13 protein-coding genes and 1 pseudogene are annotated in these 15,922 nt (G+C 65.8%); 9 read left to right on the forward strand and 5 right to left on the reverse strand.

The window, feature by feature from the left end:
• Positions 1-1,440 carry a cytochrome ubiquinol oxidase subunit I gene (locus ACIGJB_RS21385; protein WP_483734284.1) on the reverse strand — a complete coding sequence of 480 codons (1,440 nt, stop codon included), beginning with the start codon at positions 1,438-1,440 and terminating at the stop codon, positions 1-3.
• A gap of 351 nt (positions 1,441-1,791) precedes the next feature.
• Between ACIGJB_RS21385 and ACIGJB_RS21390 the strand changes: the two genes are divergently transcribed.
• Positions 1,792-2,544: a sulfite exporter TauE/SafE family protein gene (locus ACIGJB_RS21390; RefSeq protein ID WP_483734285.1), complete on the forward strand. Its 753-nt coding sequence runs from the start codon at positions 1,792-1,794 to the stop codon at positions 2,542-2,544.
• 29 nt (positions 2,545-2,573) lie between these two features.
• On the opposite strand, the gene ACIGJB_RS21395 is transcribed toward ACIGJB_RS21390, so the two are convergent.
• The 4 genes and pseudogenes from ACIGJB_RS21395 to ACIGJB_RS21410 all read right to left on the reverse strand — a co-directional run bounded on the left by ACIGJB_RS21395 (position 2,574) and on the right by ACIGJB_RS21410 (position 6,459).
• The gene (locus ACIGJB_RS21395; RefSeq protein WP_483734286.1) at positions 2,574-3,668 is read right to left on the reverse strand and encodes a branched-chain amino acid aminotransferase; all 1,095 of its coding nucleotides are present in this window, start codon (positions 3,666-3,668) and stop codon (positions 2,574-2,576) included.
• Between the two features lie 214 nt (positions 3,669-3,882).
• Positions 3,883-5,022: a 3-deoxy-7-phosphoheptulonate synthase gene (locus ACIGJB_RS21400; RefSeq protein WP_483734287.1), complete on the reverse strand. Its 1,140-nt coding sequence runs from the start codon at positions 5,020-5,022 to the stop codon at positions 3,883-3,885.
• A gap of 172 nt (positions 5,023-5,194) precedes the next feature.
• Positions 5,195-5,434: pseudogene (locus tag ACIGJB_RS21405) on the reverse strand (DUF2249 domain-containing protein); the annotation flags it as partial.
• Positions 5,435-5,505: 71 nt separating this feature from the next.
• Entirely contained in the window at positions 5,506-6,459 is a 954-nt protein-coding gene (locus ACIGJB_RS21410; protein WP_483734288.1) for a LysR substrate-binding domain-containing protein, read from the reverse strand.
• A gap of 131 nt (positions 6,460-6,590) precedes the next feature.
• Between ACIGJB_RS21410 and ACIGJB_RS21415 the strand changes: the two genes are divergently transcribed.
• The 8 genes from ACIGJB_RS21415 (at position 6,591) to ACIGJB_RS21450 (ending at position 15,876) form a co-directional block, all read left to right on the forward strand.
• Entirely contained in the window at positions 6,591-7,610 is a 1,020-nt protein-coding gene (locus tag ACIGJB_RS21415; protein WP_483734289.1) for a tripartite tricarboxylate transporter substrate binding protein, read from the forward strand.
• A gap of 7 nt (positions 7,611-7,617) precedes the next feature.
• Positions 7,618-9,141, forward strand: a complete 1,524-nt coding sequence (locus ACIGJB_RS21420; protein ID WP_483734290.1) for a UxaA family hydrolase — start codon at positions 7,618-7,620, stop codon at positions 9,139-9,141.
• A gap of 42 nt (positions 9,142-9,183) precedes the next feature.
• Positions 9,184-10,659, forward strand: coding sequence for an NAD-dependent succinate-semialdehyde dehydrogenase (locus ACIGJB_RS21425; RefSeq protein WP_483734291.1), 1,476 nt, complete (start codon positions 9,184-9,186; stop codon positions 10,657-10,659).
• 42 nt (positions 10,660-10,701) lie between these two features.
• A complete protein-coding gene (hpaI, locus tag ACIGJB_RS21430; protein WP_483734292.1) occupies positions 10,702-11,508 on the forward strand; it encodes a 4-hydroxy-2-oxoheptanedioate aldolase in 807 nt (268 codons plus the stop codon).
• Between the two features lie 75 nt (positions 11,509-11,583).
• On the forward strand, positions 11,584-12,987 hold the full coding sequence (locus ACIGJB_RS21435; protein WP_483734293.1) for an FAD-binding oxidoreductase: 1,404 nt from the start codon (positions 11,584-11,586) through the stop codon (positions 12,985-12,987).
• Positions 12,988-13,115: 128 nt separating this feature from the next.
• Positions 13,116-14,189: an MBL fold metallo-hydrolase gene (locus ACIGJB_RS21440; RefSeq protein ID WP_483734294.1), complete on the forward strand. Its 1,074-nt coding sequence runs from the start codon at positions 13,116-13,118 to the stop codon at positions 14,187-14,189.
• Positions 14,190-14,345: 156 nt separating this feature from the next.
• The gene (locus tag ACIGJB_RS21445) at positions 14,346-14,981 is read left to right on the forward strand and encodes a PadR family transcriptional regulator (protein ID WP_483734295.1); all 636 of its coding nucleotides are present in this window, start codon (positions 14,346-14,348) and stop codon (positions 14,979-14,981) included.
• 61 nt (positions 14,982-15,042) lie between these two features.
• Positions 15,043-15,876 (forward strand): siderophore-interacting protein, encoded by an 834-nt coding sequence (locus tag ACIGJB_RS21450; protein ID WP_483734296.1) that lies wholly within the window; start codon positions 15,043-15,045, stop codon positions 15,874-15,876.
• Positions 15,877-15,922 lie beyond the last annotated feature (46 nt).

A 15,922-nucleotide genomic window follows, 5' to 3' on the forward strand; every position in this document is an offset into this window, starting at 1 on the left:
TCAGCTCCTGCTGCGAGCGGGTTGGTTGGGCGCCATCACATCGTCGTCCTCGATGGCCGAAAGCGGTCGGGCCGGCGTATGTCCGCGGCCTGGGCCGCCCTGGGGCTCATGCTTGCCTTCGTCGATCACCGGCCCCTTGCGCACCAGGCGCAACATGTACGCAATGCCCACGCCGAACACGAAGAAGTAGGCCACGATGAACAGGCCGAGCGTCAGCGCGAGTTCGGGCACGTTGTGCGGCGTGACGGCATCGGCGGTGCGCTGCAGGCCGTAGACGACCCACGGCTGGCGGCCGATCTCGGTGGTGAACCAGCCCGCCAGGATCGCGACCAGTCCCGCCGGCCCCATCCACAGCGCCACGCGCAGGAACGGCCTTGACTGGAACAGCCGCTTGCCGCGTCTCAGCCACAGGCTCCACAGGCCCAGCAGGATCATCAGCACGCCCAGCCCGACCATCACGCGGAATGACCAGAACAGGATGGTGGAGTTGGGCCGGTCCTGCGGCGCAAAGTCCTTCAGGCCCCGGATCTGCCCATCGAGGCTGTGCGTGAGGATCAGGCTGCCCAGGCGCGGAATGCCAACGGCGAAGCGCGTTTCTTCACGCTCCATGTCGGGCCAGCCGAACAGCAGCAGCGGGAAACCCTGCTCGCCGTGGCTTTCCCAATGGCCTTCCATCGCGGCAATCTTGGCCGGCTGGTGCTTGAGCGTGTTGATGCCATGCATGTCGCCGATCACGGCCTGGATCGGCGCAACGATCAGCAGCATCCACATCGCCATCGACAGCATCTTGCGAATGGCGGGGTTGTCGCGGCCACGCAGCAGGTGCCACGCCCCCGATGCGCCGACGAACAAGGCCGTGGCGAGGAAGGCTGCCACGCTCATATGCACCAGGCGGTAGGGGAACGACGGGTTGAAGATGACCTGGAACCAGTCGGTCGGCACGACCCGGCCATTGATGATTTCGTAGCCTTGCGGCGTCTGCATCCAGCTGTTGGAAGCGAGGATCCAGGTCGCGGAAATCAGCGTGCCGAGCGCGACCATGACGGTCGCGAAGAAATGCAGCCCCGGTCCGACGCGGTTCCAGCCGAACAGCATGACGCCGAGGAAGCCTGCTTCGAGGAAGAAGGCGGTCAGCACTTCATAGGTCAGCAACGGGCCGGTGATGCTGCCCGCGAACTCCGAGAAAAAGCTCCAGTTGGTGCCGAACTGGTACGCCATGACGAGACCCGACACCACGCCCATGCCGAAATTGACCGCGAAGATCTTCGACCAGAAGTGGTACAGGTCGCGGTAGACCGGTCGCTGCGTGCGCAGCCAGCAGCCCTCGAGCACCGCGAGATACGCGGCCAGGCCGATGGTGATGGCCGGAAAGATGATGTGGAAGGAAATGGTGAAGCCGAACTGGATACGGGCGAGTTCGAGCGCGGTGAAGCCAAACATGTCTTGTTCTCCGTGGCGCTGGCCCTTTGCACGTCGTCGGCTGCACCGTCATGCCCATAAGGCGTGGAGGTTGGCCGACAGCGCGCCAGGGGCGCGGGCCGTTGGCGCGTGCGGTGAGCGTAGTGTACGCCGCATGCGCCGCCATGTGCCGGCAAGGGCGCCGGACGCCGGGCGACATATCGTCGCATGACGTCGCCGGGCCTTTGTCGCACGGTTCGATGCTAAGCGTGAGCCTGCCGGGAAAACAGAGGCAATAGATGAGAAAAAGACCATATCAGATGCGGGCCGTGACAACGCCTGGCAAAAAGCGCATATTCGTCAACTTTCCGCTTTCCGCCGATTGCTACCCGCATGGAATTCACACTCATCATCGTCATCCTCGGTGCCGCCGTCGCCGGCTTTGTGCAGGGGCTGTCGGGGTTTGCCTTCGGCATGGTCGCGATGTCGTTCTGGGCGTGGACCATCGAACCACACATGGCGTCGGCGATGACGGTATTCGGCGCGCTGACCGGGCAGCTTCTATCAGCTTTTTCGGTACGGCGCGGCCTGTCGCTGCGCCGCTTGTGGCCGTTCGTGGCGGGTGGGCTGGTCGGCATTCCTATTGGCGTGGCAATCTTGCCGGCATTGAATGCCCAGCTTTTCAAGGCCGTGTTCGGTGCCTTCCTGACGCTGTGGTGTCCGGTGATGCTGATGGCGCAGCGCTTGCCTGCGATTAGGCATGGCGGGCGTCTGGCAGATAGCGTGGCGGGGGCTGCCGGAGGTGTTATGGGCGGGATCGGCGGCTTTACCGGCGTCATTCCCACGCTGTGGTGCACGCTGCGGGGGTTCGACAAGGACGAGCAGCGCGCCGTGATCCAGAATTTCAACCTGGCCACGCTGGCGGTGACCATGGCCACCTACGTCGGCAAGGGTATTGTCACGCGCGACATGTTGCCGATGTTCCTGGTGGTGGCGCCGGCGATGCTGATTCCGTCGCTGCTCGGCGCCCGGGTCTACCTGGGCATCAGCGAGGCCGCCTTCCGCAAGATCGTGCTGACGCTGCTGACGGCGTCAGGCGTGGTCCTGCTGGGCTCCTCGCTGCCGGGGCTGCTGGCCCGGCCCTGACCCGGTCAGTCTGGGGCAGGGCACAGTTCTCAGGCGATGTGGTGGACCCAGCCGAAGGTGTCGGCCTCCTTGCCGCGCTGGATGCCGGTCAGCAGCGAACGGATGCGGCGCGTAACTTCACCTTCGCCGCCGTCGCCGATCGAGAATTCACCAGCGGCATGGCGCACGGTGCCGATGGCGGTCACCACGGCCGCGGTGCCGCATGCGAAGGTTTCCTTGACGCGGCCGCTCTTGGCATCAGCCTGCCAGGCTTCGAACGCGTACGGGGTTTCGGAAACCTTGAGGCCTTCGCGGCGAGCCAGTTCGATGATCGAGGCGCGCGTGATGCCGGGCAGGATCGTGCCGGACAGCGGCGGGGTCTGCAGCGAGCCGTCGTCCATGACGAAGAACACGTTCATGCCGCCGAGTTCCTCGATCCAGCGGTGTTCCGCGGCATCCAGGAATACGACCTGGTCACAGCCTTTCTGCGATGCCTCGGTCTGCGCGATCAGGCTGGCTGCATAGTTGCCGCCGCACTTCGCCGCGCCGGTGCCGCCGGGCGCCGCACGCGTGTACTGGTCCGACACCCACACCGTGACGGCCGACTTGCCGCCCTTGAAGTACGGGCCGACCGGGCAGGCGATCACGCAGAACACATACTCGGCCGCGGCACGCACGCCCAGGAAGGTCTCGTTGGCGAACATGAACGGACGCAGGTACAGGCTGCCGTCGCCGCCGGGAATCCAGTCGCGGTCGATGTCCACGAGCGCCTCGACGGCGCGCAGGAAATCGGCTTCCGGCAGGTCGGCCATCGACATGCGGGCGGCCGAGGCGCGGAAACGCTTGGCGTTTTCCTGCGGGCGGAACAGCGAGATCTTGCCGTCCGCGCCGCGGTAAGCCTTCATGCCTTCGAAGATTTCCTGCGCGTAGTGCAGGACGGCGCAGGCCGGGTCGATCTGGAACGGACGTCGCGCTTCCACCTTGGCGTCATGCCAGCCACGGCCTTCGGTCCAGCGGATCGTGACCATGTGGTCGGTGAATACGCGTCCGAAGGCGGGGTCGACCAGCGCGGCCGCGATCTTGTCGGCCGGCGTGGGGTTGGGGTGACGTTCCACGGTGAACTGCAATTGGTTGTCAGCGCTCATGTTTCTGTGTCTCTTCGTCTTCGGATGGGATTCCGGATTTCCGATGCAATGCGTGCAAGATTAGAGTCCCGGCTTCAGGCAAAAAAGCGGCGATAACGACGCATAACCGACCCCTCGTCCGGGAACAGGAAGAAGTGTAACTCGATGGTGCGGTGCAACATCGAGTCGATTGGGCCCGATGCGCGTCGTATTGCGTGTATCTGAGCGGGAAGGGTCAGGAATTTGTCTTTTGCTGCCGAGCCGTGACTGCGTCCGCCAGCATGTCAAGGACTGCAACGGAGTCTTCCCATCCGATGCAGGCGTCGGTGATGCTCTGGCCGTAGGTCAGTTCGCGCGGGTTGTGCTGACCGGGCGTGAACTTTTGCGCGCCAGGAACCAGGTGGCTCTCGACCATCACGCCAAAGACCGAGCGGCTGCCGCCGCTGACCTGTTGCGCCACGTCGCGCGCGACGTCGACCTGGCGCTGGTGCTGCTTGCTACTGTTGGCGTGACTGCAATCGACCATCAGGCGGCGGTCAAGGCCGGCCGCTTCCAGCTCCTTGCAGGCGGATTCCACGGAATCGGCGTCATAGTTCGGGGCCTTCCCGCCACGCAGGATGACGTGGCAGTCCGGATTGCCGCGCGTGTGTACCGTCGCGACCTGCCCGTTCTTGTGCACCCCAAGGAAATGGTGCGGACGCGAGCCGGCCTGGATTGCGTCGATCGCGATCTTGATATTGCCGTCGGTACCATTCTTGAAGCCGATCGGCGCCGACGTGCCCGATGCCAGTTCACGGTGGATCTGGCTTTCCGTCGTACGTGCGCCGATGGCGCCCCAGCTGATCAGGTCACCGATGTATTGAGGCGAGATCACGTCCAGGAACTCGCCCGCCGCCGGCAGGCCGAGTCGATTGATGTCGACCAGCAGATGGCGCGCCATGCGGAGTCCCTCGTCGATGCGGTAGCTTTCGTCGAGATACGGGTCGTTGATCAGGCCTTTCCAGCCGACCGTGGTACGGGGCTTTTCAAAGTACACCCGCATCACGATTTCCAGCGTCGCGGCGTGGCGAACGCGTTGCGCCATCAGCCGCTGCGCGTAGTCGAGCGCGGCGTGCGGGTCGTGGATAGAGCAAGGCCCCATGATGACGAGCAGCCGGTCATCCTGCCCGTGCAGGATGCGGGAAATGCGTTGCCGCGTGGTCGTGACCAGCGATTCAACCGGCGTACCGCTGATGGGAAAGAACCGGATCAGGTGTTCAGGCGGCGGCAACGGGATGATGTCGTCGACGCGGGCGTCGTCGGATACGCTGGTGCGGTCCGAGGGCCTTGGCCAGCCCTCGGCCGTGCTGTGAGTAGAGGTCTGCGGATCTTGCATGGCGTGCGCTCGATGATCGGGGCAAAGCGGTATGGTAGCCCTAGAGGCCGGTCTGCCGGAAGGTATGGGCCATGCAAGCGTCAATCGGCTGGTGTCAGCCGCCGCTGCAGCCACAGCCGCCGCCCCCGCCGCCACAGGAGCCGCCGGCTGCCTGTTCGGCCTTGAAGGGGTGGACGACAAAATCGATCACCACAGCCTCCTGGTCGCGCTGGACGTACTCGATCTGAATCTGGTTGCGGTAGCGCTGGCGCAGTTGTTCCAGCAGTGGCTGCGGGTCGTGGTCGTTGACGAAGCGCATCGTTTCCCCGTCGCCCAGGGATTCCAGCGCGCCAAAGATGGCGGCATGGCGAAAGCGCTTCGAAATGCCCCTGGCGTCGAACAGGAAGGGCGGGTGGGCCGTGCTCATGGTCATTCCTCGCTGATTGGCTGAGGCGTAGCAGCTTACCGGGGCGCTGGCAGCTGCATTTGACCTAGCGCAACGATTCACGACACGCCGCCGGATGGCTTCAACGCCGCCGCTGTTCGCCGCAAGTAGTCGATCATCTGCACCGCGCTGCTGGTCAGCGGGCGTTCGCGCAAGGTCATGACGCCAACCGGCGGCAGTTCGACCGGCACTTCCATGGCGAGGATCCGCAGGCGGCCTTCGGCCTCCAGCGCCTGCGCCGCGGAGTGGGCCATGAAGCCCGCGGCGTCGCGTGCGACGGCAAAGGTGGCCAGGGTCAGGTAGGACGACGATTCGATCACGTCCTGCGGCGGATGCAGGCCGTGCTGGTGGAAAGCCTGCTCGATCTTGACCCGCAGCGAGGCCCAGGGCGGCGGCAGCACGCACGGCACCTCCGCCAGGTCGCGCCAACCGGGGTTGGCCTTGCGCGTGAGACGGTGCCCGCGCCTGACCACGGCCACCATCGGATCGGCATACAAGGCTTCGGCCAGCAGGTCGGGGGCGGCGTAACCAGGTTCCAGCCGGCCCACGATCAGGTCCAGCTCGCTGAGGCGCAGTTTGGGCAGCAGGTGGGGCAGGTCGCCTTCCTCGATCAGCACGGTGGCGCGCGGCGAGCGCTCCTTCAGCATGCCAACCGCGCGCGCCAGCAAGGCCGGCAGCGCCGCCCCCATCGAGCCGATGCGGATGCGCCCCGACGCACCGCTTTCCACGGCCGCGATTTCGTCGCGCGTCTGCTCGTATTGCGCCAGCACCGAGCGCGCAAACCGCACCAGCGATTCGCCGGCCGCCGTCGGTTCGGTCCCGCGCGTGGAACGCGTGAACAGCGCCATGCCCAGCATCTTCTCGACCTCGGTCAGCACCCGCGAAACGGCAGGCTGGCTGACGGACAGGAATTCCGCCGTGCGGCCCAGGTGCCGGAATTCGTCGAGCGCCACCAGCAGTTGCAGGTGGCGTAACTTGATGTTGGAGCGCAGCGCGCGATCGATGTTGGCCATGCCCGAGTCTACATAATGAAGATGTTATGAAGCAATGCCAGTTTGTGATTGGATTGTTATGTTAGGCGAGAACACAATGCACGGCACAGCGCGGTCGGACCCTCCGCCGCATAACAAGCGAGACACCCCACATGACCCAAGGACTCCCCTTCAATCCGAAGCGTCGTCAACTGCTCATCGGCGGTGCGGCGGCCGCCGCCGCGGGTACGGCCGGCATGCTGCTGCCCGGCGCGGCTCAGGCTGCCCCGGCGGAGTATCCCGAGCGTCCGATCACGTTCATCTGCCCGTGGCCCGTTGGCGGGACCGCCGACCAGTCAATGCGTGCCCTGTGCCAGGTGGCATCGGGCATCATGAAACAGTCGATCGTGGTCGAGAACCGCGCGGGCGCGTCCGGCATGATCGGCACCAAGGCACTGGCGCGGGCCAATCCTGACGGCTACACCATCGGCCAGATCCCGATCTCGGTCACGCGCTTCTCGCAGCTCGGCATGCTGCAGCTCGATCCGCGCACCGAGCTGACCTACCTGGCGCGGACTTCCGGGCAGACCTTCGGCATTGCCGTGCCGGTCAACTCGCGCTTCAAGACCATGCAGGACGTGGTGGCGGCGGCCAAGTCCAATCCGGGCCGGATCACTTATGCCCATGCAGGCATCGGCGGCGCCACGCATGTGGGTATGGAGCAGTTCGCGCTGGCGGCGGGCGTGAAGTTCAACGCCATCGCCTACAAGGGCGGTGCCGCGGCGCTGCAGGACGTGCTGGCCGGACAGGTGGACCTGTTGGCCGATTCCAGTTCGTGGGCCCCGCATGTCGAGGCCGGCAAGCTGCGCCTGCTGTCCACCTGGGGCGAGCAGCGCGCCACGCGCTTCAAGGACACGCCGACGCTGAGGGAACTTGGCTACGACGTGGTGGTGGAGGCGCCGAACGGTATCGGCGCGCCGAAGGGGCTGCCGCCTGCAGTGGAGAAGAAGCTGCGCGACGCCTTCCGCGCCGCGGTGGCGAGCGCCGAGTTCCACAACGTGGCGGCGCGCCTGGACGCACCCGTGATGTATCTCGATGGCCCCGACTACAAGAAGTACGTGGCAACCGTCTACGCCCAGGAAACCCAGCTCATCCAGAAGCTGAGGCTCAAGGAATTGCTGCAGCAAGGTTGATTGCCAAGTGAAAACGAATCCCGTCATCCGGCTGCACGCGAACGACAACGTCCTGATTGCCCGAGGCGAACTGGCGCTGGGGCAGCAGTTGTCCGATCCGGCGCTGCGCGTGCGCGCGCAAGTCCCGGCCGGCCACAAGATCGCTGCGCGCGCCATTGCCGCCGGCACGCCGGTGCGCAAGTACGACACCGTGATCGGCGTTGCGGCGCGCGACATTGCGGCCGGAGACCACGTGCATTCGCACAACCTGAAGCTGGTGGACTTCTACCGTGATCCTGGCTTTTGCCAGGACGTCCGTGCAATCGACTACGTGCCCGAAGCGGAGCGGGCCACGTTCATGGGCTTCGTGCGCCCGGATGGCCGTGTCGGCACGCGCAACTTCATCGGCATCCTGTCGTCGGTGAACTGCTCGTCGACGGTGATCCGGCAGATCGCCGCGCATTTCACGCCGGAGCGGCTGGCGGCCTATCCGAACGTCGATGGCGTGGTGGCCTTTGCGCAGACCAGCGGCTGCGGCATGTCGTCGCCGAGCGAGCATTTCGACGTGCTGCGCCGGACGCTGGCCGGCTATGCGCGGCATCCGAACCTGGCTGGCGTGCTGATCGTGGGGCTGGGCTGCGAGCGCAACCAGGTGGCCGGGCTGGTGGAATCGCAAGGGCTGGAACCGGGCGCAGCCATGCAGACGCTGGTCATGCAGGACACTGGCGGCACGCGCGAGACCATCCAGGCCGGCATCCGCGCCGTGGCATCGATGCTGCCGGCCGCGAACCATGCGGTGCGCCAGCGCGTGCCGGCCAGCCACCTGAAGATCGGGCTGGAATGCGGCGGCTCGGATGGCTTTTCCGGCATCAGCGCGAATCCTGCGCTGGGCGCGGCCATGGATATCCTGGTGCGCCACGGCGGCACCGCGATCCTGTCGGAGACGCCGGAGATCCACGGTGTCGAATTCATGCTGACGCGCCGCGCGGTGACGCCGGAAGTCGGCCAGAAGCTGCTCGACCGCCTGGCCTGGTGGGAGCGCTACACCGCCGGGCACAACGCCCAGTTCAACGGCGTGGTCGGCCACGGCAACCAGCAGGGCGGCCTGGCGAACATCTTCGAGAAGTCGCTCGGGTCGGCCATGAAGGGCGGCACCACGCCTTTGCAGGCGGTGTACGAATACGCCGAGCCGATCGACAAGGCCGGCTTTGTTTTCATGGACTCGCCCGGCTACGATCCGGTGGCCGTGACTGGCCAGATTGCGAGCGGTGCCAACCTGATCTGCTTCACAACGGGCCGAGGCTCGATGTTCGGCTCCAAGCCGGCGCCCACCATCAAGCTCGCGTCGAACTCGCCCATGTACACCCGCCTGCAGGAGGACATGGATATCAACTGCGGGCTTGTGATCGACGGCGTGCTGACGATCGAGCAAATGGGGCAGCGCATTTTCGAACATATCCTGCAGGCCGCGTCCGGGCAGCCGACCAAGAGCGAGCTGCTGGGGCTGGGCGACAATGAGTTCGTGCCCTGGCACATGGGCATCGTCAGCTGATCGCTGTATCCGCCGTTGTTTTGCACCTTTTACGCATCTTCCATGTCCCTGACGCTTGCCAATACCGCGCTGCTGCGCAGCCAGAATTTCATCAACCAGCAATGGCGCGATGCCGGGCAGGGCGCCCGCTTTGAGGTCACCAATCCGGCCACGGGCGAAGTATTCGCCCATGTGCCTGACAGCGACGATGACGACGCGGGCCGTGCAGCGGACGCTGCCGCCGAAGCGTTCCCCGCCTGGAGCGCCCGACCGGCGCGCGAGCGTGCGCAACTGATCAAGCGCTGGCACGCGCTGATCCTGGCGAACCAGGAAGACCTGGCGCGCATCATCTCGACCGAGCAGGGCAAGCCGTTGAAGGAAGCGCTTGGTGAGGTGCTGTACGGCGCGTCTTACGTCGAGTGGTTTGCCGAAGAGGCCACGCGCATCTGCGGCGACATCGTCGCGGAGGCCGTGCCGGGCCGCAAGCTGCTGGTGCTCAAGGAACCGGTAGGCGTGGTGGCGGCGATTACGCCCTGGAATTTCCCGCTGGCGATGATCGCCCGCAAGATTGCCCCGGCGCTGGCCGCGGGCTGCACGGTGGTGGCCAAGCCCGCCGAGGACACGCCGCTGACCGCGCTTGCGCTGGTCTGGCTTGCCGAGCAGGCCGGCCTGCCGGCGGGCGTGCTCAATATCGTCACGGCGTCGCGCCAAAGTACGCCGACCGTGGTCGATGCGTGGCTGGCCGACAGCCGCGTGCGCAAGATCACGTTCACGGGCTCAACGCCCGTGGGCAAGCATCTCGCCCGCGAATCGGCTGGCACCCTCAAGAAGCTGTCGCTGGAACTCGGCGGCAATGCGCCGTTCATTGTGTTCGAGGATGCCGACCTCGACGCGGCGGTCGATGGCCTGATGGCCTCCAAGTTCCGCAATGGCGGGCAGACCTGCGTATGCCCGAACCGCGTCTACGTGCACGACACAGTGCATGACGACTTTGTCGAACGGCTGGCACGCCGCGTGGGCGTGCTGCACGTCGGGCCGGCCACGGACGAGAACGCGCAGATCGGGCCGATGATCAATGCGCGCGCGGTCGACAAGATCGCGCGGCACGTTGAGGACGCGGTGGCCAAGGGGGCGCGCGTGGTGACGGGCGGACGCCGTGTGCGCACGGCTGACGGCCCGCACTACTACGCGCCGACCGTGCTGGTCGATGCCACGCCCGAGATGGAGCTGTCCTGCGAAGAGACCTTCGGGCCGGTGGCGCCGGTGTTCCGCTTCCGCGACGAAGCCGAGGTGATCCGCGACGCGAACGACACGCCGTTCGGGCTGGCCGCGTACTTCTACTCGAACGATTTGCGCCGCATCTGGCGCGTGGCGCAGGCGCTGGAGACCGGCATGGTCGGCATCAACGAAGGCGCAATCGCCGCAGAGGCCGCGCCGTTTGGCGGTGTCAAAGAGTCCGGCTATGGGCGTGAAGGCTCCCGCCACGGGCTGGACGACTACCTGCATACCAAGTACCTTTGCCAGGGCCAGCTCGGCTGAGCGGCAACACCCAGTACTCCCGTACCAAGAATACAGAGCATCATGCCCGCACATAATTCGTTCAAGGCCGCGCTGGCGGCCCGCCAGGCGCAGATCGGCCTTTGGCTCTCGATGGCTACGCCCTACCTGGCCGAAGTGTCGGCCACCGCCGGTTTCGACTGGCTGCTGATCGACGGCGAACACGCGCCGAACGACCTGCGCTCGACCCTGCAGGCGCTGCAGGTCGTTGCACCGTATGCGTCGCAGCCGGTGGTGCGCGCGGTGGCAGGCGAGGTCGCGCTGATCAAGCAGCTGCTCGATATCGGCGCGAAGACATTGCTGGTGCCGATGGTCGATACGGCCGAGCAGGCGCGCATGATGGTCAGTGCCACGCGCTACCCGCCGCAAGGCATCCGCGGCGTGGGCAGTGCGGTGGGGCGCGCTTCACGTTGGAGCAGCCGCACGGACTATCTGGACGTGGCCGATGACGAGGTTTGCCTGCTGGTGCAGGCCGAAACCGTGACGGCGCTGAAGAACCTTGAGGAAATCTGCGCGGTGGATGGCGTGGAGGGTGTGTTCATCGGCCCCGCGGATCTGGCTGCGTCGATGGGCTATCGCGGCAAGCCGGGACATCCGGAAGTGCAGGCTGCGATCGAGGGTGCGATGCGGACCATCATTGCCTCCGGCAAGGCCGCCGGCACGCTGACTTCCGACCCGGTGCTGGCGCGCCGCTACCTGGAGCTGGGCTGCACCTTCGTGGCAACCGGCGTCGACGTGACGATGTACGCCAACGCGGCGCGGCGCCTGGCGGCAGAATTCAAGCCGCAGCAGGCCGGCAGCACGGTTGCCGCACCTTCCGCCGCTTATTGAACACGACCCTCGAATTCCCATCGCAACATGCCAGCCGAAGCCCAAGCCACGAATCCGGAAACCACTCTGCGCGCAATGCAGGCCATAGTCGGCGAGAACGCCTGCCTGAGCGGCGACGCCGACATGCAGCCCTTCGTCACCGACTACCGCGGCATCTACCATGGCAAGGCGCAGGTGGTGGTGCTGCCTGCGTCGACGGAAGAAGTCAGCCAGGTCATGCAGTGGTGCTATGCCAACCACGTGCCGGTCGTGCCGCAAGGCGGCAACACATCGCTGATGGGCGGCGCGGTGCCTGACGGCACGGGCGCGGCCGTGGTCATCAACCTGCGGCGAATGAGCCGCGTGCTGGCTATCGACACCGTGAACGACACCATGACGCTGCAGGCTGGCGTCACGCTTAGCGCGGCGCGCGGCGCGGCGGAAGCGGAGCAGCGCCTGTTTCCGCTGCGCATCGGTTCGGAAGGCTCGTGCCAGATCGGCGGCAACCTGTCCACCAATGCCGGCGGCACCGCTGTGCTGCGCTATGGCAATATGCGCGACCTGGTGCTGGGCATCGAAGCGGTGCTGCCGGACGGGCGCATCTACTCGCAGCTGCGCGGCCTGCGCAAGGACAACACCGGCTATGACCTCAAGCACCTGTTCATCGGTGCGGAAGGCACGCTCGGCATCATCACCGGCGCGGTGCTCAAGCTGATGCCGCAGCCGCGCAGTGCGGCGGTCGCATTCGTTGCGGTACAGAGCCCCGCGGCGGCCGTGCAGTTGCTTGGCGAGGCCAAGCGCTTGTCCGGCCAAGCCGTGACCGCGTTCGAGCTGATCTCGCGCCCGGCGCTCGAACTGGTGCTCGAGTACCTGGGCAACGTCCCCTCGCCGCTGCCCGCGATGCACGACTGGATGGTACTGATCGAACTGACGTCGGGCACCGATGCCGAAAGCCTCAATGCTACGTTGATGGAGGTCCTGGAGTCGGGCTTCGAGCAAGGACTGGTACTGGACGCAGCCGTCGCGGCCAGCCTGTCCGATGCGCAGAACTTCTGGCGCATCCGCGAAGAGATTTCCGACGCGCAGACCCGCACGGGCGGCAGCATCAAGTGCGATGTCTCGGTGCCGCTGTCGCGCATCGCGGCCTTTGTCGAAGAGGCGTCGGCGCAGGTGCTGGCGCTGGAGCCGTCGGCCCGCATGGTGATCTACGGGCATATGGGCGATGGCAACGTCCACTTCAATCCGCTGCGTCCGAAGGATCAGCCGGCGAAGGAATTCCTGGCGCAGTGGTACGCGCGCATCTCCGGTCTGGTTGACGCCATGGCGCATGCCGAGAACGGCTCGATCTCGGCCGAACACGGCATCGGCGTGGTCAAGCGCGATGACCTCACGCAGTTCAAATCCACCGTGGAAATCGAACTGATGTGGCAGGTAAAGCAGGCGCTGGACCCGCGCAACTTGCTCAATCCGGGCAAGGTACTGCCGGCGCAACGTCAGTAACCCGCTGAATCGGGGCGTGACACGAATGGTCCAACTCGGCTAAGGTGTCTGCTGGAAAAGAGACCCGGGGCTGGCCGCAGCGGCTGTCACCCGGGCGCACAGCCCGACTCTGACAAGGCCGAGAAAGCATGAGCCAGCACGCCCCTACCACGCAGTCTCCTCTCGAAAAGCCCACCCTCGACTATCCCTGCGGCGACGCGCCCGCGCCGGGCCAGGCGCATGAAGTCGCGCCCGGCGTGCGCTGGCTGCGCATGCCGATGCCGCTGGGACTGAACCACATCAATCTCTGGGCCATCCGCGATGGCGCCGGCTGGGCGGCGGTGGATTCCGGCCTGCAGACGCCCGAGACCGCGGCGGCGTGGCGCGCGCTGTTCGCCGATGGCGGCGCGCTGGCCGGCGGCGGCCTGACGCGACTGTTCGTCACCCACATGCATCCGGACCATATTGGCATGGCCGGCTGGCTCACGCGGAAGTTCGGCTGCCGGCTCTGGATGTCGTCGATGGAATACCTGATGTGCCGCGTACTGGCCGCGGATACCGGCCGCGCCGCGCCGCAGGAAGGCGTCGAATTCTACCGGCAGGCAGGGTGGACCGAGGACGACATCGAAGTTTACCGGGCCCGTTTTGGCGGCTTCGGCAAGTATGTGCACGCGCTGCCCGAGAGCTTCCAGCGCCTGACGGATGGCGACGTGCTACGCATCGGCGAACATGAATGGCGCGTGGTCGTCGGCAAGGGGCATTCCCCCGAACATGCCTGCCTGTACTGCCCGTCGCTGAAGTTGCTGATCTCCGGCGATCAGGTCCTGCCGCGCATTTCGTCCAATGTCTCGGTGTTCCCGACCGAACCCGAAGCTGACCCGATGGGTGACTGGCTGGACTCGCTCGACAAGGTCCGGCGCGAGGTGCCGGACGACGTGCTGGTCCTGCCCGCGCACAATGAGCCGTTCCGTGGCCTGCACGCCCGCCTGGACTACCTGTCGCGCAGCCAGCATCAGGCGCTGGACCGCCTGCGCGATGCACTGTCGGAGCCGCGGCGTGCCATCGACGTATTCGGTCAGCTGTTTTCACGCCCCATCGACAGCCCCGGCTTGCTCAGCATGGCAACGGGCGAGAGCATCGCGCACCTGAACTATCTGATGCACCGGGGCGAGGCGATCCGGGAAACCGGGCAAGACGGATTCCACTGGTACCGGATGAAGTAGCGGTACCGCCAGTCCTAGCCCCATCCGGCGGGCTGCAAAACTTGACTTCGGCGACTCCGATATATATCTTAAGATATGTTTTAAGATATATCGGAGGCGTTCGTGCGACATCTATTTGCTCCATTCGACCATTCCGGCCTCGGTCACCGTCTCGGAATGCGGCCTTCTCATCATTTCCCGCGCCATGCGATTGGGCGGCATTCACATGGCGGCGGATCTTGGGGCGGTCAAGGTAGCGGCGACGGGTTTGACGGTCCCGGTGACTTTGACGGCGAGGGCTGGCGGCGCGGCCGCAAGTTCAGCGCCGAAGATCTGCAATTGCTGCTGCTCGCCTTGCTGGAAGAAAAGCCCAGCCACGGCTACGAGCTTATTAAGGCGCTGGAGACGCGCACCAGCGGGTTCTACAAGCCCAGCCCCGGCATGGTTTATCCGGCGCTGACCTATCTGGAAGAAGTCGGCTACGCCACGGTGGATACCGAGGGCAACAAGAAGCGCTACCACCTTTCCGATGCCGGCCGAACCTACCTTGTCGCCAACAAGGACCGGCTCGATCTGATGCTGGGACGCCTGCGCCATGCCGCGCGCAAAATGGACTGGATTCGTCGCGCCATGGCTGGCGAGCCGCAAGTGGAGCCGGAGCAGGGCGGCTGGGCACCCGAGTTTGTCCAGGCTCGTGTAGCGCTCAAGCGCGCGCTGGCGCTGCGCAGCGATGCCTCGCCCGATGAGCAGCGGCGCATCGCCGCGATCCTCGCGCAAGCCACGGCGGAAATCGAAGCCGGCCCTAAGCGCTGAATCGTGGCGTTGACCTTCGCGTCCGCCGTGGGCGGCGAGCGCCCGTCACCTGAGGAATTCCATGACCACACCGACAGAAACCAATCCAGCCCCTCGCGACCTGAGCGTGCAGCGGGTGCGTCATCCGCTGAAGATGCGGATGCTCCAGGTCGTGCGTACCCGGCTTGTTTCCCCGCAATTGCTGCGCGTGACCCTGCACGGCCCCGATCTCGCCGACTTTATCTCGGCCTCGTTTGACGACCATGTGAAGGTCTTCTTCCCGCAAGGCGGCGCCGAAAAGCCGGCAATGCCGGAGGTCGGCCCCAATGGTCCGGTCTTTGCCGAGGGCAAGCCACGGCCGCCCGCGCGCGACTACACGCCGCGCCGCTACGATCCGGCCGCGCAGGAACTGGATATCGAATTCGTTTTGCATGGCGATGGGCCCGCCTCGACATGGGCCGCCCAGGCGCAGCCGGGACAGTACCTTGGCGTAGGGGGGCCGCGCGGCTCCTTCGTGGTCCCCACGGAGTTCGACTGGCACCTGCTGGTTGGCGATGAAACCGCTTTGCCAGCCATCGGGCGCCGGCTGGAGGAACTGGGAGCGAATACCCGCGCACTGGTGGTCATAGAAGTGCCTGACGCAACGGCCGAAATCCCCCTGCCGAGCGCCGCGAATGTGGAGGTCCACTGGCTGCACCGGGGCAATGCGCCCGAGGGCAGCTTGCTGGAACCGGCGTTGCGCAAGATCGGCCTGCCGCATGGCGAAGGTTATGTCTGGGCGGCCGGGGAGTCGGCCGCGATCAAGGCAGTTCGCCAGCATCTTGTTGCCGAGCGTGGCATTGCGAAAACGCGCATCCGCGCTTCGAGCTACTGGAAGCGCGGCGCGGCGGCGGTGCACGAAACTCTTGAAGACTGACCTGGGCCCGAATGCCCTAAGATGACGGCAACGCAACTCGCAAGGA

This window comes from Cupriavidus sp. C2SS-8b, assembly GCF_057073745.1.